This is a genomic window from Litorivita sp. NS0012-18 (genome assembly GCF_040371945.1).
In the GTDB taxonomy this organism is placed as follows: Bacteria; Pseudomonadota; Alphaproteobacteria; order Rhodobacterales; family Rhodobacteraceae; genus Litorivita.
In genome coordinates, this window is record NZ_BAABWS010000004.1 from 83,373 (window position 1) to 107,148 (window position 23,776).

General features: G+C 62.2%; 19 protein-coding genes. 15 read left to right on the top strand and 4 right to left on the bottom strand.

Annotated features, from left to right (window positions below):
• Positions 1–5: 5 nt before the first annotated feature.
• Positions 6–881, bottom strand: coding sequence for a MaoC/PaaZ C-terminal domain-containing protein (locus ABWV64_RS14590; protein ID WP_353346559.1), 876 nt, complete (start codon positions 879–881; stop codon positions 6–8).
• Between the two features lie 290 nt (positions 882–1,171).
• On the opposite strand from ABWV64_RS14590, the gene ABWV64_RS14595 reads away from it, so the two are divergent.
• The 3 genes from ABWV64_RS14595 to ABWV64_RS14605 are packed head-to-tail and all read left to right on the top strand — an operon-like array spanning position 1,172 to position 5,196.
• Positions 1,172–3,436, top strand: coding sequence for a pyridoxal phosphate-dependent decarboxylase family protein (locus ABWV64_RS14595; protein WP_353346561.1), 2,265 nt, complete (start codon positions 1,172–1,174; stop codon positions 3,434–3,436).
• 18 nt (positions 3,437–3,454) lie between these two features.
• Positions 3,455–4,384, top strand: a complete 930-nt coding sequence (locus ABWV64_RS14600) for a hypothetical protein (protein WP_353346563.1) — start codon at positions 3,455–3,457, stop codon at positions 4,382–4,384.
• Positions 4,381–5,196, top strand: a complete 816-nt coding sequence (locus tag ABWV64_RS14605) for an adenylate/guanylate cyclase domain-containing protein (protein WP_353346565.1) — start codon at positions 4,381–4,383, stop codon at positions 5,194–5,196. Before ABWV64_RS14600 ends, ABWV64_RS14605 begins: the two co-directional genes overlap by 4 nt.
• 48 nt (positions 5,197–5,244) lie before the next feature.
• Here ABWV64_RS14605 and ABWV64_RS14610 read toward each other — a convergent pair whose 3' ends face one another.
• Positions 5,245–5,940: a Crp/Fnr family transcriptional regulator gene (locus ABWV64_RS14610; RefSeq protein WP_353346567.1), complete on the bottom strand. Its 696-nt coding sequence runs from the start codon at positions 5,938–5,940 to the stop codon at positions 5,245–5,247.
• Between the two features lie 261 nt (positions 5,941–6,201).
• Between ABWV64_RS14610 and ABWV64_RS14615 the strand changes: the two genes are divergently transcribed.
• The 5 genes from ABWV64_RS14615 (at position 6,202) to ABWV64_RS14635 (ending at position 12,433) form a co-directional block, all read left to right on the top strand.
• Positions 6,202–6,921 carry a VPLPA-CTERM sorting domain-containing protein gene (locus ABWV64_RS14615; protein ID WP_353346569.1) on the top strand — a complete coding sequence of 240 codons (720 nt, stop codon included), beginning with the start codon at positions 6,202–6,204 and terminating at the stop codon, positions 6,919–6,921.
• A gap of 71 nt (positions 6,922–6,992) precedes the next feature.
• Positions 6,993–8,795 (top strand): TULIP family P47-like protein, encoded by a 1,803-nt coding sequence (locus ABWV64_RS14620; RefSeq protein WP_353346571.1) that lies wholly within the window; start codon positions 6,993–6,995, stop codon positions 8,793–8,795.
• A 71-nt stretch (positions 8,796–8,866) separates the two neighbouring features.
• Entirely contained in the window at positions 8,867–10,429 is a 1,563-nt protein-coding gene (locus ABWV64_RS14625; RefSeq protein WP_353346573.1) for a TULIP family P47-like protein, read from the top strand.
• A complete protein-coding gene (locus ABWV64_RS14630) occupies positions 10,429–11,718 on the top strand; it encodes a TULIP family P47-like protein (RefSeq protein WP_353346575.1) in 1,290 nt (429 codons plus the stop codon). Before ABWV64_RS14625 ends, ABWV64_RS14630 begins: the two co-directional genes overlap by 1 nt.
• Positions 11,705–12,433, top strand: a complete 729-nt coding sequence (locus ABWV64_RS14635) for a hypothetical protein (protein WP_353346577.1) — start codon at positions 11,705–11,707, stop codon at positions 12,431–12,433. The genes ABWV64_RS14630 and ABWV64_RS14635 overlap by 14 nt, the downstream gene beginning before the upstream one ends.
• 33 nt (positions 12,434–12,466) lie before the next feature.
• Here ABWV64_RS14635 and ABWV64_RS14640 read toward each other — a convergent pair whose 3' ends face one another.
• Positions 12,467–12,940 (bottom strand): GbsR/MarR family transcriptional regulator, encoded by a 474-nt coding sequence (locus tag ABWV64_RS14640; RefSeq protein WP_353346579.1) that lies wholly within the window; start codon positions 12,938–12,940, stop codon positions 12,467–12,469.
• A 153-nt stretch (positions 12,941–13,093) separates the two neighbouring features.
• Here ABWV64_RS14640 and ABWV64_RS14645 point away from each other — a divergent pair, with 153 nt between their 5' ends.
• Positions 13,094–14,323, top strand: a complete 1,230-nt coding sequence (locus ABWV64_RS14645) for an efflux RND transporter periplasmic adaptor subunit (protein ID WP_353346581.1) — start codon at positions 13,094–13,096, stop codon at positions 14,321–14,323.
• Positions 14,320–17,361 (top strand): efflux RND transporter permease subunit, encoded by a 3,042-nt coding sequence (locus tag ABWV64_RS14650; protein WP_353346583.1) that lies wholly within the window; start codon positions 14,320–14,322, stop codon positions 17,359–17,361. Before ABWV64_RS14645 ends, ABWV64_RS14650 begins: the two co-directional genes overlap by 4 nt.
• A gap of 12 nt (positions 17,362–17,373) precedes the next feature.
• Here the strand turns inward: ABWV64_RS14650 and ABWV64_RS14655 are convergent, their stop codons facing one another.
• A complete protein-coding gene (locus ABWV64_RS14655; protein ID WP_353346585.1) occupies positions 17,374–18,021 on the bottom strand; it encodes a GntR family transcriptional regulator in 648 nt (215 codons plus the stop codon).
• A gap of 140 nt (positions 18,022–18,161) precedes the next feature.
• Between ABWV64_RS14655 and dctP the strand changes: the two genes are divergently transcribed.
• The 5 genes from dctP to ABWV64_RS14680 form a co-directional block, all read left to right on the top strand.
• Entirely contained in the window at positions 18,162–19,148 is a 987-nt protein-coding gene (dctP, locus tag ABWV64_RS14660) for a TRAP transporter substrate-binding protein DctP (RefSeq protein ID WP_353346587.1), read from the top strand.
• Positions 19,149–19,226: 78 nt separating this feature from the next.
• A complete protein-coding gene (locus ABWV64_RS14665; RefSeq protein ID WP_353346589.1) occupies positions 19,227–19,775 on the top strand; it encodes a TRAP transporter small permease in 549 nt (182 codons plus the stop codon).
• Complete coding sequence (locus ABWV64_RS14670; RefSeq protein WP_353346591.1) at positions 19,775–21,091, top strand: TRAP transporter large permease; 1,317 nt, start codon at positions 19,775–19,777, stop codon at positions 21,089–21,091. Before ABWV64_RS14665 ends, ABWV64_RS14670 begins: the two co-directional genes overlap by 1 nt.
• Entirely contained in the window at positions 21,088–22,335 is a 1,248-nt protein-coding gene (locus ABWV64_RS14675; protein WP_353346593.1) for a malonyl-CoA decarboxylase, read from the top strand. Before ABWV64_RS14670 ends, ABWV64_RS14675 begins: the two co-directional genes overlap by 4 nt.
• Positions 22,336–22,337: 2 nt before the next feature.
• Positions 22,338–23,776: malonate--CoA ligase (locus ABWV64_RS14680; protein WP_353346595.1), on the top strand; the 1,439-nt coding region annotated here is incomplete at its 3' end.

Below are 23,776 nucleotides of genomic sequence, written 5' to 3' on the forward strand. Positions count from 1 at the left end.
TCTCCTCAATCGAAACGGGGGCCGCGCAGGTGGGCCAACCCGTTGTTCAAAACCACGACATCGCGTTCGAGAACGCGGGCGCGAAAGCTGATGTCAGCGCCGTCGCGCCACATCTCGGTGCGGATCGTCTCGCCCGGATAGACCGGCGCGGAAAACCGCAGTTGCAAATGGGTGAGGGCGGTGAAATCGCCGCCCGCCAAGGCCTCGGTGATCGACCATGACGCCACGCCAAGGCTGCACAGCCCGTGCAGGATCGGCCGCTCGAAGCCCGCGCCGCGCGCCACCTCGGGATCGGCATGCAGCGGATTCATATCGCCCGACAAACGGTAGATCAGCGCCGCGCCGACGGGGGTCTTGAACTCGAAGGCCGTATCGGGGTCGCCCTCGGGCATTGTGTGCACGGGGCGCACCGCGTCATCGGACCCGCCAAATCCGCCATCGCCGCGCGCGAATGTGGTGCTGGCCACGGTGGCGATCCGCTTGCCCGTCGCCTTGTCGTGCATGTCGCGTTCGGAATAGATCAACGCGCCTTTCTCGGCGCCCTTATCGACAATGCCCGTGATACGGACCTTGCCGACCAAAGTGCCGCGCGCGGGCAGCGGCGCGTGCAAGGTCAGGCTTTGCTCGCCGTGCAGGATTTTTTGCCACTCCAGCCCCGTATCCGGCTCCATCGCCCAAAACCCTGGATAGGCCAGAACATTGACCATCGCGGGCAGAGCGCCGAAGCCCTCGGCGCGCTCATAGGTCGCGCGCAGATGCGAGGGCGACAAGGGGTCGGTCCCCAGCCCCAGCCCCAGCGCATAAAGGATCGTATCCTTTTCGCTATAGTGATGCTCGACGACGGGAAACTCCCGCGCCATCAGGGCCTCATAGTCAATCATGGCAACGCTCCTCCTTTCCGCAGTTTATATAGCTAGATAATGATATGCAAGCTAATTAAATTTCCTACCCGCCGCTTTCCTCCATGCCCTCGCGATCCTGACATTTGTCCGCCGCCTCGGCTCGTGCATTGGTGCAGGTCTTTGGCCGCCGCGCAATGACAATCTTTTGCGCCGTCGCGTCTTGCCGCGCGCGCGCCTTTGCGCGGTGCAGGGGGAAAGGCGTTGACTCACTTGCCGTGGGGGCATCATGGTTAACGCGATTAAGAAAAACCGAATATTTCGAGAGAGCCATGTCCGATACGACCCACGCCCGCGCCGTTTCGCGGCAGATCGAAGCCATCGCCGAGCGGCTGCGCCGCGGCGGGGCGAACGGGCCGCAAGAGGCGATCCATCCTTCGGCGTGGTTCTTGGGACCGAATGCGGAAAACGAGGCGGCGCTGCATGATCTGGCGCAAACGGCGATTGGCGCCCATGCGCAGCTGCGCCGCGATTTCCACCGCGAGGACCCCGATTTCGTCAGCGCCAAAGTGCTTCGCTCGCGTGAACATAAGGCCGCCTTGGCACAGGTGAAAACCGCGCTCGAACAGATCACCCGCGAATTGCGCAATTCGATCCCTCTGGCCAGCTATCGCAACCAGTCGCATATGTATTGGGACCAGACGCTTCCGGCGGTGACGGGCTATCTGGCGGGGCTGCTCTATAATCAAAACAACGTCGCGCCCGAGGCCTCGCCGGTGACCACGGCGCTGGAGATGATCGTCGGCGAAGACCTGTGCGAGATGCTCGGATATGATCTTGGCACGCGCGGCGAGGCGCGCCCTTGGGGGCATATCACCTGCGGCGGATCGGTGGCCAATTTCGAAAGCCTATGGGCCGCGCGCAACCTCAAATGCCATGCGCTGCCCATGGCCGCCGCGATCCGCGAGGCCGTGGCGGCGGGCGCGCCATTGGCCAAGGCGCGCGGCGTGACGGTGCAAACCCTGCGCCGCGGGCGGCAACGCTTGCTCGAGCTTGGCCCGTGGGAGCTTTTGAACCTGCCCAATGGCGAGAATTTCGACCTGCTGACGCGCACGGCCAAGACCGCCGGATTGGCGCAAGCCGATGTCGCCGCCGCATGGACTGCGCAGAGCCTGCAACACCTCGGGATGGTCGAATTTTTCCGCCGCCACCTTGGGCCGGAGCGCCCCGCGCCGGTGGTGATCGTGCCCGCCACGGCGCATTACTCATGGCTCAAGGGCGCGTCGCTTTTGGGATTGGGGGCAGGGGCCTTGCGCGCCGTGCCGGTGGATTTGGACGGGCGCATGGATATGCCCGCCCTGCGCCGCATTCTGGACGACTGCCTTGCCCGCCAGATCCCCGTGGCGCAGGTGGTCGCGGTGATGGGATCGACCGAAGAAAGCGCGGTGGACCCTTTGGCCGAAATCTGCGCCATCCGCGCCGAATACCGGCAGATGGGGATGGAATTCGCGCTGCATTGCGATGCGGCATGGGGCGGCTATTTCGCCGCGCTCTTGCGCGCGCCCAAATCGGGCAAGAACGCCCTGCCCGACGATATGACCGGCGGGTTCGACACCTGCCCCGAAGAGGCGATGAGCCCCTATGTCGCGGCGCAATTCGCGCAAATGGCGCAGGCCGACAGCATCACCATCGATCCGCATAAATCGGGCTTTATCCCCTATCCGGCGGGGGCCCTGTGCTATCGCGACGGGCGGATGCCGCGGCTGGTGCAATTCTCGGCGCCGGTGATCGATCATGACGTCTCGGTTCCCACGGTCGGCACCTTCGGCATCGAAGGCAGCAAACCGGGCGCGGCGGCGGTGGGCGTGGCCCTGTCGCACCGCGTGATCCCCACCGACCAAAGCGGCTACGGACGGCTTTTGGGCCGCTGCTTGTGGGGGGCCAAACGGTTTTATGCGGCGGCGGTGACCTGCGCCGCGCCGGACGATCCCTTTGCCATCACCCCGTTCCAACGCCTGCCGATGGAGGCCAAGGGCGGCACCAAGGCGCAGATCGAGGCCGAGCGCGCCCGCATCGCCCGCCATCTTGTGAGCGGCAGCAATGCGCAGATCACCGCGCGGCTTGACGCCGATGCGGATTTGCGCGTGCTCTTTCGCGCCCTTGGCCCCGATCTGTCGGTCTTTGCCTATGCGTTCAATTTGCGCCTGCGTGACGGGGTGAACCGCGATGCGGAGGTGATGAATGCCTATAACCGGCTGCTGTTCGAAAAAATGTCCTTGCAGCGCGACGAGCAGCGCGAAACCCCCGAGCGCGCGCTTTTCGTCACCGCCTCCGCCTTTACCCGCGATCTTTACGGGGCCGATTTTGTCGCGACTTTCGCCGCCCGCGCGGGGCTGTCCGGCGCGGTGCCTGCGCGGTTGGATTTCCTGATCTCGACGATGCAGAACCCGTGGATCACCGCCACGGCGGGCAAAAGGGACGGCGGCAACATCATCCCCGATCTGATCGAGGCGCTGCGGCGCAGCGCGCGCGAGGCAGCAACCGAGATCGCCGATATCTACGGGCTGGCGCTACATGCGCCCGCGCGCAAGAACTGACCAAGAAAGAGGCGCCAGATGGTCCATATGAATATCGCCCCCAGCGGGCCGGATGTGTCAAACCACCCGCATCAACATGCCTTTGTGCTCACGGGCGGACATCTGCCGGAGCATCCGGTTTTCGGCGTGCATATGACGCAATACCACTGCGAGATTCACAAATATCAAATCGTCTTGCGCATTGAACTGGAGGCTGATGTCTTGGCGCGGCTCAATGAGATGCGCGCCGTGGCGCCGCGCGATTGTTTTGTGCTGTGCAATGCGGGGACAGAGGACGATCCGAGCCTGACGGAAATGACGGTGCCGGATCTGGCGTCGGGCGCGACGGAGGACTTTACCGGCAATATCTTCCAAGGCATGCGCCCCTTTCCCGCCGAGCCGGACGAGCATTTCTTCCCTTGGGCGCGCAAATATTGCCGCCCTGCCTTGGCCATGGTGAAGGTGCGCATCTCGCGGGTGATCTTGTGGCGCCCCTTTGCCCATCACGAACCGCAGCCGGATCATCCGAGCTATTTCATCTGGGGCCATGCGCGGATGCGCGAGGGGCGCGTCGTCGGCGAGGCCCATGCGACGAACCTGCAAACGGCGGCATTGGCGACGGGGCGGTTCGAAGCGCCCGCTTGGGGCCCCGATTATGATCACATCATGACGCTGGCCGAGCCGCCGCAATGGCTCGATCCGGCGCTATTGGCGGCGGGGGTCGTGGTTTCGGTTCCTGCGATCGACCTGAAGGCCGACCCTGCGGGCGGCGGCGGTATCCCCTTCGGTGCGCCCTTCAAGGAAGGCGCGGCGGTCACCACCTTGTATCGCGGCATGGCACCTGCGCGCGCCATCACGGCGGGGCCGACCTATTTCAACTCCACCGCCGTGTGCAACAGCCCCGAGATCGACCCCTATGCGGGCCGCAACCTTTTTATCAGCGAAATGCCAAGGGAGTTTTGGACATGAGCGAGCAAGACGCGCCGTTGGAGCGCGAGGATGGCAATCGCGAGCTTTGGGCGACGATCTTTGGCCCGGGCGGGCATCCGGTGCTGAGCAAGCAACATTGGCTGCATCGCAAATTGCCGCGCGATCCGCGTTGCCGGCTGTGCCTTGTGCCGTTTTCGGGGCTGGGCGGGTGGATCATGGGCAAGCGCGGCAAAGCACCCTCAAGCCGCAATCCGCATTACTGCGCCGCTTGCGACGGATTTCTGGAGACCTTCCCCGGCGGTGCGGAGGTCGAGATGAGCGTGCTTTTCGTTGATGTGCGCGGCTCGGTCGGGGCCGCCGAGACCATGCCGCCCGCCGATGTCTCGGCCCGTATCAACGGATTTTTGGAGCGCGGCACCGCGCTGATCACGGCCCATGACGGGTTCATCATGGCCTTTTACGGCGATTGTATTGTCGCGGTTTTCCCGCCCGGATTTTGCGGCGAAGGTCATGCGCAAAAGGCGATTGCGGCGGCCAAGGCCCTGTGCCGGATCGAGGGCGATGATCCTGTGCCCTTGGGCGTGGGGGTGCATACGGGGCCGGTTTATATCGGCACGGTGCAAGCGGCGCGCGGGCTGTTTCGCGATGTGTCGATCTTTGGCCATGCGGTCAATATCTGCGCCCGTCTGGCCGCCAATGCCCCGCCCCATAGCGCGGTGATCAGCGCCGATTGCTTTATCGCGGCGGGCCAGCAGGTGCCTGAGGAGGCGGAAAATTACACCCTCAAAGGGGCCAGCGAGGGCGTGCGCGCCGCCGTGGTCACCGCCGCACCGCACGGCCGGTTGGCTTAGGGGCGGCTGGGTTTGGCAAGGCGGGCGCCGCGGCGCGCCTGTCACGCATCAAGAGTCGGCAATCTCTTCAAGCCCTTCGAGATCGAGAAGGGTCAATTGCCCCTCGTCAAAGCGCAACAGCCCCGCCTTTGCGAGGCTCTTCATATGGCGGCTGACGTTTTCGCGCGCCAATCCACACAGCGCGCCCAGATCGCCATGCGAGAAGCTTTGCGCCACTTTGATATGCCCGCGCGCATCCGCCGCGCCCCATTTCGCCCCGATCCGCAGTAGCGCCCGCGCCAGCCGTGCCTGCGCCGAGATTTGCGATTGCAGCGTGAACATCTCCGAGGCGTTGCGCACCCGCGCGCAAAGCTCGGCCAAAAGCGCCCCCATGGCGGCGGGATGCTCGGCCAGAAATGCCATCAGATCGGCGCGGTATAGCACGCGCAGCTCGACATCCGTGGCGGCGCGGGCATCGGCGCTGCGCGCCCCGCGATCCAGAACCGCGATCTCGCCCAAAATCTCGCCCGCGCCCATATGGTTGAGCACGGCGCGACGGCCATTGGCGGCGGTGGTGGAAATCTCGACACGGCCCGCGTCGATCACAAACAGGAAATCCCCCGCGTCGCCTTGATGGAATATCGCCTCGGAGGCGGCAAAGCGGCGCGGCTGCGCGCGGGCGAAAAGCGCGGCGCGTGCCTCATCGTCCAGCGCGGCGAGCAGGGCGCTTTGCAACGGATCGGTGGCGGGCAGGTCGGGTGTCATAGGGCGGCACTATGGGGCGCGGCGCCCGCGCCGTCCATATTCATTAAAAAACCTTTACGCCTGTGACGCGCGTCACTGCGCGGGGGGGCGCGGCGGGGCATTTTGAGGTTAACCGGCGCAATCGGGGACAATTACCCCAAAGAGCGCCGCATTGTTTCGTTTGAGTGAACAATTGGCAATTGCCGTTTTTGCCGCTTTGGTCCGGCTCATAGGTTTGGCGCGATGCGCCGTATCTTGCCGCGCCCGATTAGGAGACCCCTTATGATTTCAACGCTATCGCATATTTTTGACCCGTTGCGCCGCCGCCGCGCAGGGCGCGTGCCGCTCTTGGCGCTTGCGCTCCTCGCGGCGCCGCTTGCGGGCCTTGCCCCGACGCGCGCCGAGGCCGTCACCGCCATCCCCGTCTATGATCCGACCGAGATCACCGGTGAAGCGATCCGCGGCGGTTTTGCCCTTGGTCCGCTGGTCGCGGATCGCGGCATCGGCACCGCTTTTGACGTCAAACAGCACATCACCGATATCTCCTTGGAAACCATGGTGCGCTGTTATTCCGATCTGTGCAGCGGCCAAGCGGTGCTTTGGGGCAATGCGCCCGGACCGGACGGGCTTTATGGCCATTACGTGAGCGTCGAGGAATTTTCCATCGGATCGGGCCGCACGGTTTTGGAGTTTTTTGCGGGTCATGAATTGCTCGCAGGGCTGACCTACGGCTTTACCTTTGCGGTGAACGAGGGCGGCATTCTGGCGGGCGGCGTGTTCAATCCGGTCTATGACAACCGCTATATCGATCTGGTCAGCACCGGCACGATTGTCGATCTCAATCCGGTTGTGGCCTCGTTTTCGACCTTCGAATTGGGCGATCAACATCACCTGTTCAAAATCACCGGCACGCCTGCGCCGGTGCCCGTGCCGGCGGGAGGCGTTTTGCTGCTCTCGGCGCTCGGGGCCATCGCCGCCGCGCGGCGCAAATCACGCGCATAACGCGCCGCCATCGGGCGCGCCGATGCGCCGCGCCCGATGAGACCTAACCCTCAAGAAAATCGGAGAAAACCATGCTGGACCAGCAAGCAACGCCCTTGGGCGAATCCTCAACCATGGCCTCGACGCGGGGCTGGGACACCGTCTATGCCGTCACATTCGACAAGGTGAACAGCGCGATTGCGCAGGCCCAAAGCTCGCCCGATGATTTCGACGAACCGGGGGAGGATGGCGAGAGCCTGACCGGCATATTCGGCGATTGGGCGCTGACCTCGGGGGCGGGGCATTTGCTGGGCATGAGCCTGCCGGTGCCGGAATTGACGCTCAAGCTGCGCGATCTGGCGGGTGATTTGCAAACCTATGTGCGCCAAGGCGTGACCATCGACATCTCGCTGCAGCTTGATTGTGTGCCGCAACCCGATACGGATGATCGCGCGAACAAGACCGACAAAAGCGGGTTGATCACCGGCGGGCAGATGCATGAATTTCGCGTGCGCCTGCCGCAACGCGCGCCTTTGGCCAACCGCCTTGGCGCGGTCTCGGCGGTGGCGGTGTTGAATGTCACCTATCCGGCGATGAGCGGCGCCCATACACAGCCCGCATCAACCGATCCGGCCGAGCAGGAAAATGTCGCCGCGATCAATTTGATGTTCACCAGCTGGATCAACGATCCGCTCAATCTGGGCGAGTTCAACCATGCCTTTGCGGCGGTGAACCTCAATGGCCGGATCAGCGAAAAGACCCGCGAGGAGCAGGGCGATTTCACATGGCTCTTGCCGGTGCATACCACCTATTCGGTGATTTCCGAGGGTAGCGCGACGGGGATTTTTGCGGTGCTGTGCATGTGCGACGATCCCGAAGACGGCGCAGAGCCGCGCCCCGTGCCCACCACCACCGACATCTCGCCCACCGCGATCCCCGAAGGCCAAAGCGCCGCTTTCCTGATCTCCAAAGAGCGGTTCTTGAGCAAACTCATCTTGCCCGGTGCGGCGACGAGTTTTGCCAAACCCGAAGGCGACGACAGCGGCGCGCAATGGCCCGCCGATTATTTCGAAGTGGTCGCCAGCGGCAATATGATCCGCAACACCCGCCCCTTGGAGATGCCCGATTTCAAGGGCCGCGAGAAGGACAAGCCCAGCACGGCGAGCCTGCCTGCCAACGGGTTCAACCTCACCTTCGAGGATCACTATCTCGAAATCCGCTATCAGGACTTCAAACATCCCTTTTGGTGGTTCTGGTATGAGGCCAACCATACGTTCAGCACCAAGCTCGACGTCGCGCTGGACCCGCAAAGCCGCTTTTCGCTGATCCCTCTGGCCGATGATGACACCGCCTTCCACAGCGCGACCTTGACCAAAACCTCGACGGGGCAGGTCGTCGATACGGTGCTTTTGGTGGTGGATATCTTGACCATTCTGGCGCCATTCGCGGCGGCGGGATGGGGGGTGATGGCCAAAACCGCGCCCAAAGTCGCCGCCGAAACCACCGAGGCCAGCGTCAAGATCGCAAGCAAAACCGCCAAAGGCAGCGCCGAGGCGGGCGGCAAGATCATCGCCGCAGGGGCCAAGGAATTGACCAAGAAAGGCGGCTCTGGCCTGTCCGCCTTGATGAGCACCAAGGTTGCGGCGCTTTGGGGCGGGGCGACGGCGGTGATGTCGGGGGTTTTGATCGTCGATCAGATCTACCAATTGGCCGCCGACGGCAGCGACGCCGCCAAGAACCGCCTGCCTGATTTTCGCGAGTTTGCGGCCAAGGTCATGGCGCCGGTGGAATGGCCCGCGAGCGATGCGCTCGATGTGCAAACCATTGCCCTCAACGGCGCATTCCAAGTCGCGGGCGAGCCGGTGAACGAGGGCCCCAGCGGCGCAGACACCTGAGTCGCGCGCCGCCGAAGAGGGCATCCGCGCCGCCCTTCCCGTTTCTTTGACATATTTTGAAAGGACCAGACATGCTTGATATTTCATCCGTAAGCGCCCCTCCGCAGGTCGAGATCACACAGCCCCTGCGCGGCGCGCGCCCTGCCGAGACCAACGGCTGGGACCTCGTTTCGGTGGTCAAGATCGCCGATATGAACGAAGCCATCGCCGCAGCGGGCACCACGCCCGATGGCTTTGACCAAGAGATAACCGGCGGCACCCGCATCGCCGCGCGCTTTGATCCGTGGCGCGTGGGCACGGGGGGCGACGGGCATTTGATCAACCTCGAAGTGCCGCTGCGCGATCTGACGCTGGAGCATGGCGAGATGCGGGTGCATATCGCCGCCGCCACCGCCGCCGTGCGGGTCGAGCTTGAGATGATCCCCTCGGGCTTGATGCGGGCGGGGCCTGATGGCACCGCCGAGGAAACACAGCTTTTGGTGATCCGCACGCGGCCCAGCCGGATGCTCATGGCCGCCGATCATGCGGCGCGTCCGGCCAAGCTTTTGGAGATCGACAATATGGACGGGCTGCGCATCGCGCAGCGTGCGGCGATCAAATTGGGGCTTGAAGGCTGGCTCAACGAAAATCTGACGGCCTTTGCCCATGTCTTTGCCACCGTCAATATCGTGCGCACAACGCAGGAGGATGCCAAGGGCAAGGCGTTTTCATGGATGAAGCCGACCGAGGTGTCCTATGCCTTCGGGCGCAATGCGGCCAATCCCGAAGACAGCGTTCTGGCGATTTTGTGCCAGACCGGCGGGCGCTCGGCCAAGGGGCTGATCCATCAGGCACAGGCCGATATGATCCCCGCAGGGGCCAATGCCGCCTTTACCGTCTCCAAAAGCCGCGTGCTGCGCGACATGATCGCGCCGGGGCTGGAGATGGCCTATGACGGGCTCAAGCAAAAACACCTCGCCTTTGCGCCCCATGATACCGGTCTCAAGCTGAGCAAACCGGTGCAGTTGCGCGGGGTGAAAAGCGAGGATGGCAAGACCTATGATCCGGTTCTGGAGGTCTTGCGCATCGGGCTGCGTGATACCGAACTGGTGGTCGACAGCCGCACCGCGACCCGCGTCGCACCAGGGGTGCATTCGGTCTCGACCGCGGCGGCGCATTACAATTTCGGCCTGACCAAAAACTCCAAAGGCGAGAAAACCCTCGGCTTCAGCGGCCCGCCCGTCAAACCGGTCAACGAGACGCGCAAGGATCGGGCGGTGGATATCATCGACGCCATCCTCACCGCGATCCAAGTGGTGGCGGTCGTCGTCGGCGCGGTGATGACCGGCGGCGCGATCTTGATCGGCGCGGGGGTCGCGGCGGCGGCCTTGGCGGGGCAATTGACCATCAAGGCCGTCTCGGACTCGACCCGCAATGACGGCCCGCCGATCGATCTGTTGGTCGCCAATGCCACCTCGGCGGTCACATGGTCGAGCGGCGCGCGTTTCGACCCGACCTTTGCCGCCCTCAACGGCGGGCTGCAAGTGGGCGGCTTTTTGGGCCAAGGCGTGAAACAGGGCCTGCTGGGCGCGGACGGTTTCGCGCAACGCTTCCAACGCCCCTTCAAAGGCCTGATGGCCAAGCGGGTGATGTGATGAACCTCTCCGGATGGGATTTTTTCAGCGCCGTGAGCGTGCCGATGCTCAACGCCGCTTTGGCCGAAAACGCCGCCCGATTGGTGAGCGATTTCAAATTCAAACAAGACGGGATCGAGATCGAGGGCCGTTTTGGCCCTTGGCGGATCGTGCGCGGCGGCTCTGTGCAAAAACTCTATGTCGCCTTGCCCGTCGTCTCGGGCAGCATCCGCGGCGTGGTGCGGCGCAAACGCACCGATCTGGCGGGCATGGAGCTGTTGGTCGAAATCGGCCTGCGCATGTTGCCGGAGGCGGGCGGGGCCGAGGGCCACAAGCTGGTCTTTGACATCGGCCAAGAGGATGGCGCAAACGGCGGTTTGGCCCATGCGATCGATCTGACCGTGCCGCAGGGGCGATTGACCCATATGCAAATAGCCGTGGTCAAAGAGGCGCTGACCGATTGCCTCAACGCCCATGCCGAACAGGTGGCCTTTGTCTTTGCCCATATCAAGACCCGCGGCGCGCCGGAGGCGGCGTGGCTGCATCTGCCGCATCACGATTGGGCCAACCTCGAAACCCAAGACGGCCCGCATTTCCTTGCGCTTTTCGGATCGCGCGCCAAACCGAGCGCCGCCATGGCCCCGACCCGTGTCGATCCGGCGTTGGTCAAGGGCGATGCCTCGGCCTATTTCGCCGTCTCGAACGATCTTTATATGGCGGCGCAAGTGCTGCCGTGGCTGAACGCGAATTTCCGGCCCAAGGCGCCCTTCGCGAAAAAAGGCGCGGTGGTGCATCTGGCCAAAAAGGTCAAACTGGCCAAGGCGGGCGGCTATCAGCCGGTGCTCGAAGGGCTGAGTTTCAAGATCGCCAAGGGCGGATTGGCGATTTCGGCGCAGGCGCGGATTGATCTGAACTTTCTGGGCACCGACCTCATGGTCACCACCGATCTGCTCATGCCGTTTTTCCTTGATGCGAAAACGGGGCGCGTCGGTCTGCGCCGTGATCCCAAGCCGCGGCAAAAACATTGGGTCGAAGGCAGCGGCCTCGTCGGCAAAATCGTGGCCGCCTTTATTTCGCTCTTCTTGCCGCTGTTTCGCGGGTTGATCGAGAATACGGTCAACGGCTTCGCCCATGCCATGCAGGGGGCGAACAACCCGATGGCGCAACCGATTGCATGGACCGCCACGCGCGATTTCAAACCCTCGCGCGCCGAGGTGCGCGATTGCCTGTGGATGGCCGATGACCGGCCTGCACCCGTCACTGTTTCACCGCAAACCATTCAAAAGGAGCCTGATCATGTCGGCCTTTGACACCTATCTTGCCTTGCTGCGCGCCTATAGCCGCCTCGATTATCCGGTCTGGCCCTTGGGGGCGCCGGTGCGGGTGGGCGATTACGGCACCTTCACCAAACGCGCGGCGGCGGCGAACCGTTTTGTGTTCGAGCGGATCGGCAACCTGTCCGAGATGCTCGACGAGCGGCTCTTGGTCACCGAAAGCTTCGAGAGCGACGAGAGCCTTGAGGATACGCGCGGCGCCAGTTTCCACATGGACGCGGGCGCGGGCGCTCAGGCGGCGGGGGCCTCGGCGCGCGGCAGTTTGACCTTTTCGGGTGAAGGCTCGGCCTTGGTCCAGCTTGAACCGCGCATCATCACCCGCGCCGCTCGTTTGCGCGACCTGATGAAGGCGGCGCAGGGGCTGGATGTGATTGCCTCCGAAGGCATGGTGTTTATCGCCGAGGTTTCCAGCGCGGATCGCGGTGTTGTGGCGCTTTCGGATCGCTCGGAATGGGGGCTGAACCTGTCGGGCAAGGCCGCCGCGCTCAAATTGCTCAACCTCGCGGATGCCTCCGTGAGCGTCGAGAAACAGCAAAACGACACGATCTTGCGCCGCTTCAAAAGCCGCACGCCGGTGATGATCCGGCTCTATGGGCGCAAGAATTTCTTTTCCGGCAAAGTGGTGTTGCAAATGGGGACAGGGGGCCCCGAAATCGAGCCTATCTTTGCCCAAGAGCATGAAAACGCCTAAGGCCCCTGCGCGGGTGCGGCGGCGAGGCGGCGGCTATTTGTCCGCCGCTTTTCCTTTGGCGAGCCGTTCGGCCCCGCTGCGCGCGCAGTCGGCTAGGGCTTCGTAAAATTGCTCGAAATCAGCGATCCGCGCGCGCCGCGCCGGATCATCCGCGCCAATCCGTTCGAGGGTGGCGCGAATGGTTTGGGCATTTTGCCCTGCGCGGGTGACGAGGCGGGTGAATATGTCTTCATAGGGCCGCTCGCCGATCTGGAAATAATCCTGCCGGTCACCGGGTTTGGCGGTTTTGCGGATGATGCCGCGGTCAATCAACATGCGCACATTGACGCTGATGCTGCCGCGGCTGACCTGAAGCTCGTCGGCCAGATCGCTAAAGGACGCGCTGGTGCCGTCAAAGATCAACAACCCCAAAATCCGACCTGCGATCCGCGCCATACCGTCGCCTTGGGCCATCAGCCCCATGTCTTCGATGAACTGTGTGCGGATTTCGTCTTGGGTCTGGGTCATCTGTGGCCTGCTTTGGTCCCGCTTGGGGTGTTTTGCGGGTCTCACACATTCATTATGTTCAGTCAAGACTAAACAAACTGATTGACCTCGATGCCGCGCGCTCCTAGGTAGCAAAGATGCCGCGCTGCGGCGCTCCATGACCGAGGCCTTGCTATGCTTGATCTACTCCGCCCCTTTTCCACCGGTTTGCGCCGCGCGACCGCTTTGGCGCTTAGCGCGGCGCTGGCCTTTTCCACAGCGGCGCAGGCCGACAGCGCAGGCGCGGGCAGCGCGCAGGCCGAAGCGGCGCAGCTGCCCGATTTGCCCGTGGTGACCGTCACCGATGCTGCGCGCGCCGAAGTGGTCGGGCGGGTGGCTATTTCAGGCACATTGGTGGCAAGCGAAGAGGTCCTGATCTATCCGCAACTGGGCGGCTACCCCATCGAGGCGTTGATGGTCGACACCGGAGATCGCGTCGAGGCGGGCGATGTTTTGGCCCATCTCAATGACCGCACGCTCAAGGCGCAACTGGCACAGGCCGAGGCCGAACTGGCCCGCGCCAAGGCCGCCATCGGCCAAGCCGAAAGCCAGATCCGGTCGGCCAAGGCCAGCGCCGAACAGGCCAGCGCCGCCTTTACCCGCGCCAAGGCGCTGTTCGATCGCGGCGCAAGCACGCAAGCCAGCCTCGATCAGGCCGCCGCCAGCGCCCAAACCGCCGATGCCAATCTGGCCTCGGCGCAAGACGGGTTGATCGTCGCGCAGGCGCAAGAGCAAACCGCCCGAGCCGCCTTGGAAATCGCCGCGCTCAACCTTGATCACGCCACGCTCAAAGCCCCCGTAAGCGGCACTATTTCCGCCAGAAACGGCCAGATCGGCGCCATCGCCTCGACCTCGGGAGAGCCGATTTTCCGCTTGATCAAGGACGGCAGCGTCGAGCTTGAGGCCGAGGTGATCGAAACCGCCTTGAGCGAGATTTCCAAGGGCAATAGCGCCGAATTGCAAATCGCAGGCAGCGGCGCGGCCAACGGAACGGTGCGCCGTTTGCCCGCCACGGTGGACCCGACCAGCCGCCTTGGCGTTTTGCGCGTCACCATCGCGGGGCAAGAGGGCCTGCGCCCTGGCGTCTTTGCCAGCGGCTGGATCATCACCGCGCGGCGCGGGGCGATCACCGTGCCGACACAGGCGGTGATGTCGCAAGCGGGCGGCACCACGGTTTTCGTGGTCACCGACGGCATTTTGGAGCGGCGCGCGGTGACGGCGGGGCTGATCTGGCAAGGACGGCGTGAGATTGTCCAAGGCTTGGCCGAGGGCGAGGTCGTGGTGGCCAAGGCGGGCGCATTCTTTGGCGAGGGAGACGCCATTACTCCCGCGCCCGCCGGTGACGGTGAAGGGGCCGCGAAATGAACCTCTCCACTTGGGCCATTCGCAAGCCCGTTCCCTCGCTCGCGCTGTTCTTGATGTTGATGATTGTCGGCATGGTCGGGTTTTTCCGCCTGCCGGTGACGCAATTCCCCAATATCGACGTGCCGATCATCACCGTGGCCATCGGCCAATCGGGCGCGGCCCCCTCCGAGATCAGCAACCAGATCATCAAACCGGTCGAGGGCGCGGTGTCTGATATCACCGGCGTGAAACATGTGACCGCGACGGCGGCCGATTCTGCCGCAACGCTGACCATTGAATTTGCACTAGAGACCGACACCGACCGCGCGCTCAACGATGTCAAAGACGCCATCGCCTCGGTGCGCGGCGAGCTGCCCGAAGCGATCACCGAACCGGTGATCCAGCGCCTTGATGTGACCGGCATGCCGATCCTGACCTATGCGGTTTTCGATCCGACCCGCTCGATCGAGGAGCTGTCCTATTTCGTCGATGAGGTTGTCGCGCGCGATCTGACCTCGGTCAAAGGCGTCGGCAAGGTTAGCCGTGTCGGCGGCGCGGATGCGGCGGTGCAGGTAGAGCTTGACCCCGACCGGCTTTTGGCGCTTGGCCTCACCGCGAGCAGCGTCAACGACCAGTTGCGCAATTCCAATATCGACCTTGGCGGCGGCAGCGGTGATCTGGGCGGGCAGAAATATTCGATCCGCGCCTTGGGCAGCGCCGCCACGCTCGATGATCTGGCCGCGACGCCGATCACCTTGCCTGCGGGCGGGTTGGTGCGTCTTGATGCGCTCGGCACGGTGCGGATGGGATCGACCGAGCCCGAAAGCTTTGCCATGTTCAACGGGCAACCTGTGGTTTCTTTCGGCATCTTCCGCGCCACGGGCGAAAGCGATCTGCAGGCCGCCGAGGGCGCAAAAGAGCACATTGATCACCTGCGCGCCGCCTATCCCAATGCGACGTTTTCCTTGATCGACGATGCGACGATCTACACCGAGGGCAATTACCATTCGGCGATGGAAACGCTTTATGAAGGCGCGGCATTGGCGATCATCGTGGTGTTTTTGTTCCTCAAGAACTGGCGCGCGACGATCATCACGGCGGTGGCTTTGCCGCTGTCGATCATCCCGACCTTTATCGTGATGCAGATGCTGGGCTTTTCGCTCAATACGGTCAGCCTTTTGGGCATCACCTTGGTGACGGGGATTTTGGTCGATGACGCGATTGTCGAGATCGAAAACATCGTCCGGCATATCCAGATGGGCAAACCGGCCTATGAAGCCTCCGAAGAGGCGGCCTCCGAGATCGGCACGACCGTCATCGCCATCAGCTTCACCATCGTTGCGGTTTTTGCACCGGTCAGCTTCATGTCCGGCATCGCGGGGCAGTATTTCAAACAATTCGGCATCACCGTCGCCGTGGCGGTGTTGTTCTCGCTCTTGGTGGCGCGGCTGATCACGCCGATGATGGCCGCCTATTTCCTGCGCGACGGGGCGGGGCATGATGAGCCCGAAGACGGAGTTGTGATGCGCGCCTATATGCGGGTGCTGAAATGGACCCTGCGCAATCGCGGCGCCACCTTGATTTTGGGCGTGGTGATTTTTGCCGTTTCGATTTTCTCGGCGACGCTGTTGCCGACGGAATTCGTGCCGCCCTCCGACACCGGCCGCGCCAGCGCCTCGGTTGAATTGCCGCCCGGATCCTTGATGTCGGACACCCGCGCGGCGGCGCGCGATGTGACGGCGCGGATCACTGCCGTGCCAGAGGTCGAGACGGTTTTCGTCGATGGCCGCGATACAGAGGCCACCTTCACCATCGGCTTCGGGCAAAAACAGACCCGCGAGCGTTCGTCCTTCGAGATTATCGACGACATCGCGGCGCGTCTGGCCGACTATCCGGATGTGCGCCTGTTCATGCTCAACGAAAACGGCAGCCGCGATATTTCGATCAACGTGCTGGGTGATAGCGTGGCCGCCACGGCGCAGGCTGCGCGGGCCTTGGCCAAGGAAATGAACGCCTTGCCCGAGGTGACCGGCGCCTCCAGCGCGGCGGCGCTTTTGCGTCCCGAGATCCAGATCACCCCGCGCCCCGAACTTGCGGCCGAGCTGGGCGTGAGCGCGGCGGCTTTGGCCACGACCATCCGCATTGCCACATTGGGCGACACCGATGCCAATAGCGCCAAATTCAACAGCGGCGAGCGGCAAATCCCGATTTTGGTGCGGATGGAAGAGGACGTGCGCAGCGATCTGTTCCGCATGGCCGGATTGCGCATCCCCTCGACCACGGGCGGGGCGGTGCCTTTGGGCGTGGTGGCCGATGTGGCGCTGGCGGCGGGGCCAAGCTCGATCGAGCGTTATGACCGCAAATACCGCACCACCATCGAGGCCGATCTAGAGGGCGATGCGCTTTTGGGGCCTGCGACGGCGGCGGTGACGGGGCTGACCGCCAAAATCGCTCTGCCCGAAGGCACCTCGATCCAAGCAGGGGGCGACGCCGAGGTCATGGGCGAGATTTTCACCCAATTCGGCCTTGCGATGGGGGCGGGGATTTTGCTCGTCTATGTCGTGTTGGTATTGCTCTTCTCCAGCTTCCTTACCCCTGTGACGATCTTGATGTCGCTGCCCTTGGCCATCGGCGGGGCGATTTTCGCGCTTTATATCTACGGTGCGGGGATCGGGCTTTCGGTGGTGATCGGCTTTTTGATGTTGATGGGGATCGTGACCAAAAACGCCATCATGCTGGTGGAATTCGCGCTGGAGGCCATGCAGGACGGATTGGACCATTCGGCGGCGATGATCGAAGCGGGGCACAAACGCGCGCGGCCCATCGTGATGACCACCATCGCGATGACGGCGGGCATGGTGCCAAGCGCGATCGGCAGCGCCACGGGCGGCGAGTTCCGCGCGCCCATGGCGATTGCGGTGATTGGCGGGCTGCTGCTGTCGACGCTTTTGTCGCTGCTCTTCGTGCCCTCGCTGTTCAGCGTGATCGACGGGGCCAAATTGCGCGCGCGCAATATGCTTGTCTCGGTCTTGGGCGCGAACCAGCCGCGCGACGCTTAGGCAAAAGGCACGCTATTTCTTGAGGCTCGCCATAAGCTGTTGGAACCGCTCTCCCTGAACGGTGACGTGACCGCGCAGGACCTGCGCCGCACCCTGCGCATCGCCCGCGCGCAGGGCCGCCACGATCGCCTCATGCTCGGCCAAAGATTGCGCCATCCGGCCGCGAAACCGCAATTGCACACGGCGGTAGGGCTTGAGCCGGTTTTGCAATCGCAACGCCTCGTTTTGCAGAAACGAATTGCCCGCGCCGCGATAGATCTCTTGGTGAAAGGCTTCGTTTTCAAGGTAATAGCCCGCCGCATCCTCGCGCGCGACCGCATCCTTGCAACCTTGGTTGGCCTGCGCCAGCCGCTCCAACCCTTCGTCGGGCATCCGCGCCGCCGCCAGCCGCCCGCAGGCGGCCTCAAGCTCGGCCATGGTTTCGAACATCTCAAGCAATTCCACCGGACCAGGTTGACGGACAAAAACCCCGCGCCGCGGGATTTGCACCGCCATGCCGGACATCACCAACCGCTGCAACGCCTCGCGCACCGGGGTTCTCGACACGCCGTAATGGGCCGCCAGTTTGATCTCGTCAAGGCGCTGTCCGTCCTCGTATTCCCCTTTGAATACAAGCTGTTCCAACGATTCAGCGATTTGATCGGCATGGTTCGATTTCATAGCTTTGATATATTACACAATCTCTGAGAGGTGCAATAGTCATATTCTTGTATACAAGATGGTTGACCAAGGATGCACAATCAGAGATCATGCACCATCGTCGACACGGAGGAGAGTCGGCTTACCCTAGGGAGGAAATCATGAAACACACATTTCTAACGGCTGCGGCGATGGCCGCGGCGATGGGGGCCGCGTCGCTGGCGCAGGCCACCGAATTGCGCCTGTCGCACCAATGGTCGAACAAAGACGTGCGCCACCAAGTGGCCCAGATGGTCGCCGATGATGTGGCCGCCGCGAAGGTCGATCTGGAGATCAAGATTTTCGGATCCAAATCCTTGTTCAAGCCGCGCGAGCAATACCGTCCGCTGAGCCGAGGGCAATTGGATATGACGGTTCTGCCGCTGAGCTATGCGGGCGGGCAGCAGCCAGCGTTCAACCTCACCTTGATGCCCGGTCTGGTGAAGAACCACGATCACGCCGCACGGCTCAGCGCCTCGCCCTTCATGAAGGCGCTCGAAGAAAAAATGGCCGAAGACGATGTGATGGTTCTGGTGCATGGTTATCTTGCGGGCGGTTTTGTCGGCAAAGACAAATGCATCACCAAACCCGAAGACGTGGCCGGATTGCAAACCCGCGCGGCGGGCAAAGCCTTTGAACAAATGCTCGCAGGGGCAGGGGCCTCGATCGCGTCGATGGCCTCGTCGGAAATCTACAACGCCATGCAAACGGGGATTTTGAGCGCGGCGAATACGTCCTCCTCCTCCTTCGTGTCCTACCGCATTTACGAACAGGCGGCATGCTATACGCCTGCGGGGGATGTGGCGCTTTGGTTCATGTATCAACCGCTCTTGATGAACAAATCGACCTTTGAGGGGCTGAGTGAAGCGCAGCAAACCGCGCTGTTGGAGGCGTCGAAGAAAGCGCAGGCCTTCTACTTGGCCGAGGCCAAAAAGCAAGATGCCGCATCGGTCGAAGTCTTTGAAAAGGCGGGCGTCGAGATCGCCAATATGTCGGCCGAGGATTTCGCCGCATGGCGCGCCATCGCGCAAGAGACCTCCTATAAATCCTTCGTTGAGGAAGTCCCCGACGGGCAGGCCTTGCTGGATATGGCGCTCGCCGTCGAGTGATGCAAAACCGGCGGTGGCCCTGATCGGCCGCCGCCCACCCCACAGGCAAATTCTCTAATCTTTGGAAGGAAAGCTGTCATGGCTGGCCAAAGCTCTGCTGCTGCGTCGCGCACCGGCAACAACCTCTTTTTGCGCGGCGTCGCGGCGCTTTCGACTGTCGCGGGCTGGTGCTCTGCGGCGATGATTGTCGCCGCGGTTGCGATCACCTGCCAGATGATTTTCGTGCGCTTCGTGCTCAACACCTCGACCATCTGGCAAACCGAAGCGGTGATCTATCTCGCCATCGGCGCCACTTTGGTTGGCCTGCCCTATGTGCAGCGCTTGCGCGGGCATGTGAATGTGGATCTGATCCCGCTGATGTTGCCGCAAAAGATGCGCTACTACATGTGTCTGGCGACGCTGTCGCTGTCGATCGTGATGGTGGCGATCTTGCTCTTTTACGGCTACGAGCATTGGCATCTGACCTTCGAGCGCAATTGGAAATCGGACACGGTTTGGGGCGTGCGGCTCTGGATCCCCTATCTGGCGCTGCCCGTGGGATTTGGGCTTTTCTTGCTGCAACTGATTGCTGATCTGGTCGCTGTGATCCTCAAGATCGACGCGCCCTTCGGTTTGGAGGGGCAATAATGGATCCTCTCTTCCTCGGCGCGGTTGTCGCCCTTTCAACCATCTTTATCCTGTTCTCCGGCGTCTCGGTGGCCATCGGGCTGTTGATCGTCTCGACCGGCTTTTTGCTGATCTTCGACGGGCTGCGCTCGCTGGAGCTTTTGCCCGAAATCCTCTTTGGCAAGCTGGACAACTTCGCGCTGCTTTCGATCCCGATGTTCATCATCATGGGATCGTCGATCTCTTCGACTCGCGCGGGGGCGGATCTTTATGAGGCGCTTGAACGCTGGCTCACCCGTGTGCCGGGAGGGTTGGTGATCTCCAATCTGGGAGCTTGCGCGCTCTTTGCGGCCATGTCGGGATCAAGCCCCGCAACCTGTGCGGCAATCGGCAAAATGGGCATCCCCGAGATGCGCAAACGCGGCTATCCCGACGGGGTGGCGGCAGGCTCGATTGCGGCGGGCGGTACGCTTGGTATCTTGATCCCGCCCTCGGTGACGATGATCGTTTACGGCATCGCCACAGAGACCTCTATCGGGCGGCTCTTTCTCGCAGGGGTCATTCCCGGATTGCTTTTGGTGCTCTTGTTCATGATCTGGTCGCTCTATTCGACATGGCGGTCGGGCGACAAACAATTGCTCAGCTCCGGCACCTATAGCTGGCGCGAGAAATTCGAGATTTTGCCGCGGGTCCTGCCGTTCTTGGCGATCATCGTCGGGGTGCTTTACGCCATGTATGGCGGCATCGCGACGCCGTCCGAAACCGCGGCGGTGGGCGCGCTTTTGTGCCTGGCCATTGCGATGGTGATCTACAAATTATGGAATCCGCGCGATTTGTGGGTCATCTTGCGCGACAGCACCAAAGAAAGCGTGATGATCCTCTTTATCATCGCGGCGGCGGGCGTGTTTTCCTATATGTTGTCGAGCCTGTTCATCACGCAATCCATCGCCGAATGGATCGGCACTTTGGATGTGAACCGCTGGGTCCTGATGGGGTTTGTGATGTTGTTCTTGCTCGTGGCGGGGTTCTTTTTGCCGCCCGTTGCGGTGATCTTGATGGCCGCGCCGATCCTTTTGCCGATCATTACAACGGCGGGGTTTGACCCGATCTGGTTTGCCGTGGTTTTGACCATCAATATGGAGATCGGCTTGATCTCGCCGCCGGTGGGGTTGAATCTTTATGTGATCAACGGAATCGCGCCGGATATCTCGCTTAAGACGATCTTGCTCGGCTCCTTGCCCTTTGTCGCCTGTATGGTGCTTGCCATCATTTTGCTGTGCTTCTTTCCCGGCCTTGCGACGTGGTTGCCCGACGCGGTGATGGGAGGCGCGATATGAGCTATTTCAGCGGGTTGATCTCGACGGTTTTCGAGCGGCGCTATCGCAAGGCGCGGTCAAGCGAGGTGGACGGGCGCACCACCACGGAACTCTGCGCCGCCCTGCTGGGCAGTCATGGCGAGATTTCCGGCGTTGCTTTGGCGCGCAACATTCTGGATCGTTACGCGGGCATGAACCTTGAAGAGAAAGCCGCGTTTTTCGACTTCATGATCCATGAGATGGAGATCGTCCCTGAGGATGTGACCGCCGCCCTTCATGCCTATCAAGAGGCGCCGAGCAAAAAGACCTATCTCGCCTTTGCCGATGCCTGCGAGCCGCGCAGGCAAGAACTCGCGCGCCGTCTCAACCAAGTGCCGGGCGCGACGGGGCAGCTTGTCTCGATGCGGATGGATTTGTTGGGCCTGATGAAAGAGCACCCGCATCTTGGCCCGCTCGATGTCGATTTCAAACATCTGTTTTCGTCATGGTTCAATCGCGGGTTTTTGGTTCTGCGCCCGATCAATTGGGACAGCCCCGCCAATATCTTGGAGAAAATCATCGCCTATGAGGCGGTGCATTCGATCGACAGCTGGGATGATCTGCGCCTGCGGCTCAAACCCAGTGACCGGCGCTGTTTCGGGTTTTTTCACCCCGCGATGGGCGACGAGCCGTTGATTTTTGTCGAAGTGGCCCTGACCAAGGGCATACCCAATTCGGTCCAAGGGTTGCTTGCGGAGGATCGCAGCGCGATTGACGCCGAAGAGGCCAATACTGCGGTCTTCTATTCGATCTCCAACTGCCAATCGGGACTGGCCGGCATCTCGTTTGGCAATTCCTTGATCAAGCAGGTGGTGGCCGACCTGTCCAAAGAACTGCCGTCCCTGACAACATTTGTGACGCTCTCGCCCATTCCTTCGCTCAACCGATGGATCGCGCAAGCGGGCCACGGCGCGCCAAAGACCGAGGACGACGCAGCCTTGGCGGCTTATTATCTGACGCAGGCCAAACGCGCCGATGGCATGCCCTATGATCCGGTCGCGCGGTTTCATCTTGGCAATGGTGCGATGGTTCATGCGGTGCATGCCGAGGCCGACACCTCCGACAACGGGCGCGCGCAATCCAATGGCACGATGGTCAACTACCTCTACGACCTGAACCAGATTTCCCAAAACCACGAGCAGTTTGTGGGCGAAAAAACCGTGGTGGCCTCGGAGGGTGTAAGAACCCTGAGCGCCTCGGTGGCCCCTCAAAGCCAAGGAGTTTGATGATGACAAACCCTCTTTATGACCGGCTATTCGGCCAGCATCTCGGCAAGGACACGGCGTTTTTGCAAATGACCGATGGCGCGGTGATGACCCATGACGCCTTCTTGCAGCTGGCCGCGCAATATGCCCATGTGCTCATCGATCTGGGCGTGACATCGGGCGAGCGGGTCGCGGTGCAAATTGCCAAATCATCGCAGGCCTTGGCGATCTATGCCGCCTGTGTGCAGGCCGGCATCGTGTTCTTGCCGCTCAATACTGCCTATACCGCTGATGAGGTCGCCTATTTCGTCAAGGACAGCGGCGCGCGCGTTTTGCTTTGCGACGAGAGCCGCCGTGGCGCGCTTGACCCCGTCGCGCAAGACTGCGGTGCGGCGCTGGAGACGATGAATGCCGATGGCAGTGGCAGTTTCGCACAGCGCGCCGAACCGATGCCCGTCCGTTTCGACACGGCGGCGCGCGGCGCCGATGATCTGGCGGCGTTTTTGTACACCTCCGGCACCACGGGGCGCTCGAAAGGCGCGATGCTGACGCAGGGCAATCTGCTCTCCAATTGCGAGACACTGACCGCCGAATGGCGCTTTACGTCCGAGGATGTATTGCTGCATGCTTTGCCAATTTTCCACACTCATGGCCTGTTTGTGGCGACGAACATCAGCTTGCTGGCGGGGGGCAAGATCCTGTTCTTGCCCAAGTTTGATGTTGATACGGTTCTTGATCTGATGCCGCAGGCCAGCGCCATGATGGGCGTGCCGACCTTTTACACGCGTCTGTTGGACGATCCGCGCTTCACCCGCGAAATGGCGCAGCATATGCGCCTGTTCATCTCCGGCAGCGCACCGCTTTTGGCCGAAACCCACCTTGAATTCGAGGCCCGCACCGGTCACCGGATATTGGAACGCTATGGCATGACCGAAACCAATATGAATACCTCAAACCCCTATGACGGCGCGCGGCGCGCGGGCACGGTGGGCTTCCCCTTGCCGGGTGTGGAGGTGAAAATCACCGATGCCGCCACTGGCCGAACCCTGCCGCAAGGCGAGATCGGAGCCATCGAAGTGCGCGGGCCGAATGTCTTTAAAGGCTATTGGCAGATGCCCGAGAAAACCGCCGAGGAATTGCGCGAGGACGGGTTTTTCATCACCGGCGATCTGGGCCAGATTGACGAAGACGGCTATCTTCATATCGTCGGGCGGAGCAAGGATTTGATCATTTCGGGGGGCTATAACATCTACCCCAAAGAGATCGAAATGCTGCTTGATGAACAAGACGGTGTTTTGGAAAGCGCAGTGATCGGCGTGCCCCATCCCGATTTCGGTGAAACCGTGGTGGGTATTTTGGTGGCGCGCGGGCAGGGGGTTTTGGACCTTGAGCGCATCAAGGCAGGTATCACCGGATCACTGGCGCGGTTCAAACATCCGCAACAATTGATCGTGGTGCCGCA

Bases quoted from the DNA above. Each gene is read 5' to 3' on its own strand.
- ABWV64_RS14590 (WP_353346559.1), bottom strand. From the start codon at position 881: ATGATTGACTATGAGGCCCTGATGGCGCGGGAGTTTCCCGTCGTCGAG.
- ABWV64_RS14595 (WP_353346561.1), top strand. From the start codon at position 1,172: ATGTCCGATACGACCCACGCCCGCGCCGTTTCGCGGCAGATCGAAGCC.
- ABWV64_RS14600 (WP_353346563.1), top strand. From the start codon at position 3,455: ATGGTCCATATGAATATCGCCCCCAGCGGGCCGGATGTGTCAAACCAC.
- ABWV64_RS14605 (WP_353346565.1), top strand. From the start codon at position 4,381: ATGAGCGAGCAAGACGCGCCGTTGGAGCGCGAGGATGGCAATCGCGAG.
- ABWV64_RS14610 (WP_353346567.1), bottom strand. From the start codon at position 5,940: ATGACACCCGACCTGCCCGCCACCGATCCGTTGCAAAGCGCCCTGCTC.
- ABWV64_RS14615 (WP_353346569.1), top strand. From the start codon at position 6,202: ATGATTTCAACGCTATCGCATATTTTTGACCCGTTGCGCCGCCGCCGC.
- ABWV64_RS14620 (WP_353346571.1), top strand. From the start codon at position 6,993: ATGCTGGACCAGCAAGCAACGCCCTTGGGCGAATCCTCAACCATGGCC.
- ABWV64_RS14625 (WP_353346573.1), top strand. From the start codon at position 8,867: ATGCTTGATATTTCATCCGTAAGCGCCCCTCCGCAGGTCGAGATCACA.
- ABWV64_RS14630 (WP_353346575.1), top strand. From the start codon at position 10,429: ATGAACCTCTCCGGATGGGATTTTTTCAGCGCCGTGAGCGTGCCGATG.
- ABWV64_RS14635 (WP_353346577.1), top strand. From the start codon at position 11,705: ATGTCGGCCTTTGACACCTATCTTGCCTTGCTGCGCGCCTATAGCCGC.
- ABWV64_RS14640 (WP_353346579.1), bottom strand. From the start codon at position 12,940: ATGACCCAGACCCAAGACGAAATCCGCACACAGTTCATCGAAGACATG.
- ABWV64_RS14645 (WP_353346581.1), top strand. From the start codon at position 13,094: ATGCTTGATCTACTCCGCCCCTTTTCCACCGGTTTGCGCCGCGCGACC.
- ABWV64_RS14650 (WP_353346583.1), top strand. From the start codon at position 14,320: ATGAACCTCTCCACTTGGGCCATTCGCAAGCCCGTTCCCTCGCTCGCG.
- ABWV64_RS14655 (WP_353346585.1), bottom strand. From the start codon at position 18,021: ATGAAATCGAACCATGCCGATCAAATCGCTGAATCGTTGGAACAGCTT.
- dctP (WP_353346587.1), top strand. From the start codon at position 18,162: ATGAAACACACATTTCTAACGGCTGCGGCGATGGCCGCGGCGATGGGG.
- ABWV64_RS14665 (WP_353346589.1), top strand. From the start codon at position 19,227: ATGGCTGGCCAAAGCTCTGCTGCTGCGTCGCGCACCGGCAACAACCTC.
- ABWV64_RS14670 (WP_353346591.1), top strand. From the start codon at position 19,775: ATGGATCCTCTCTTCCTCGGCGCGGTTGTCGCCCTTTCAACCATCTTT.
- ABWV64_RS14675 (WP_353346593.1), top strand. From the start codon at position 21,088: ATGAGCTATTTCAGCGGGTTGATCTCGACGGTTTTCGAGCGGCGCTAT.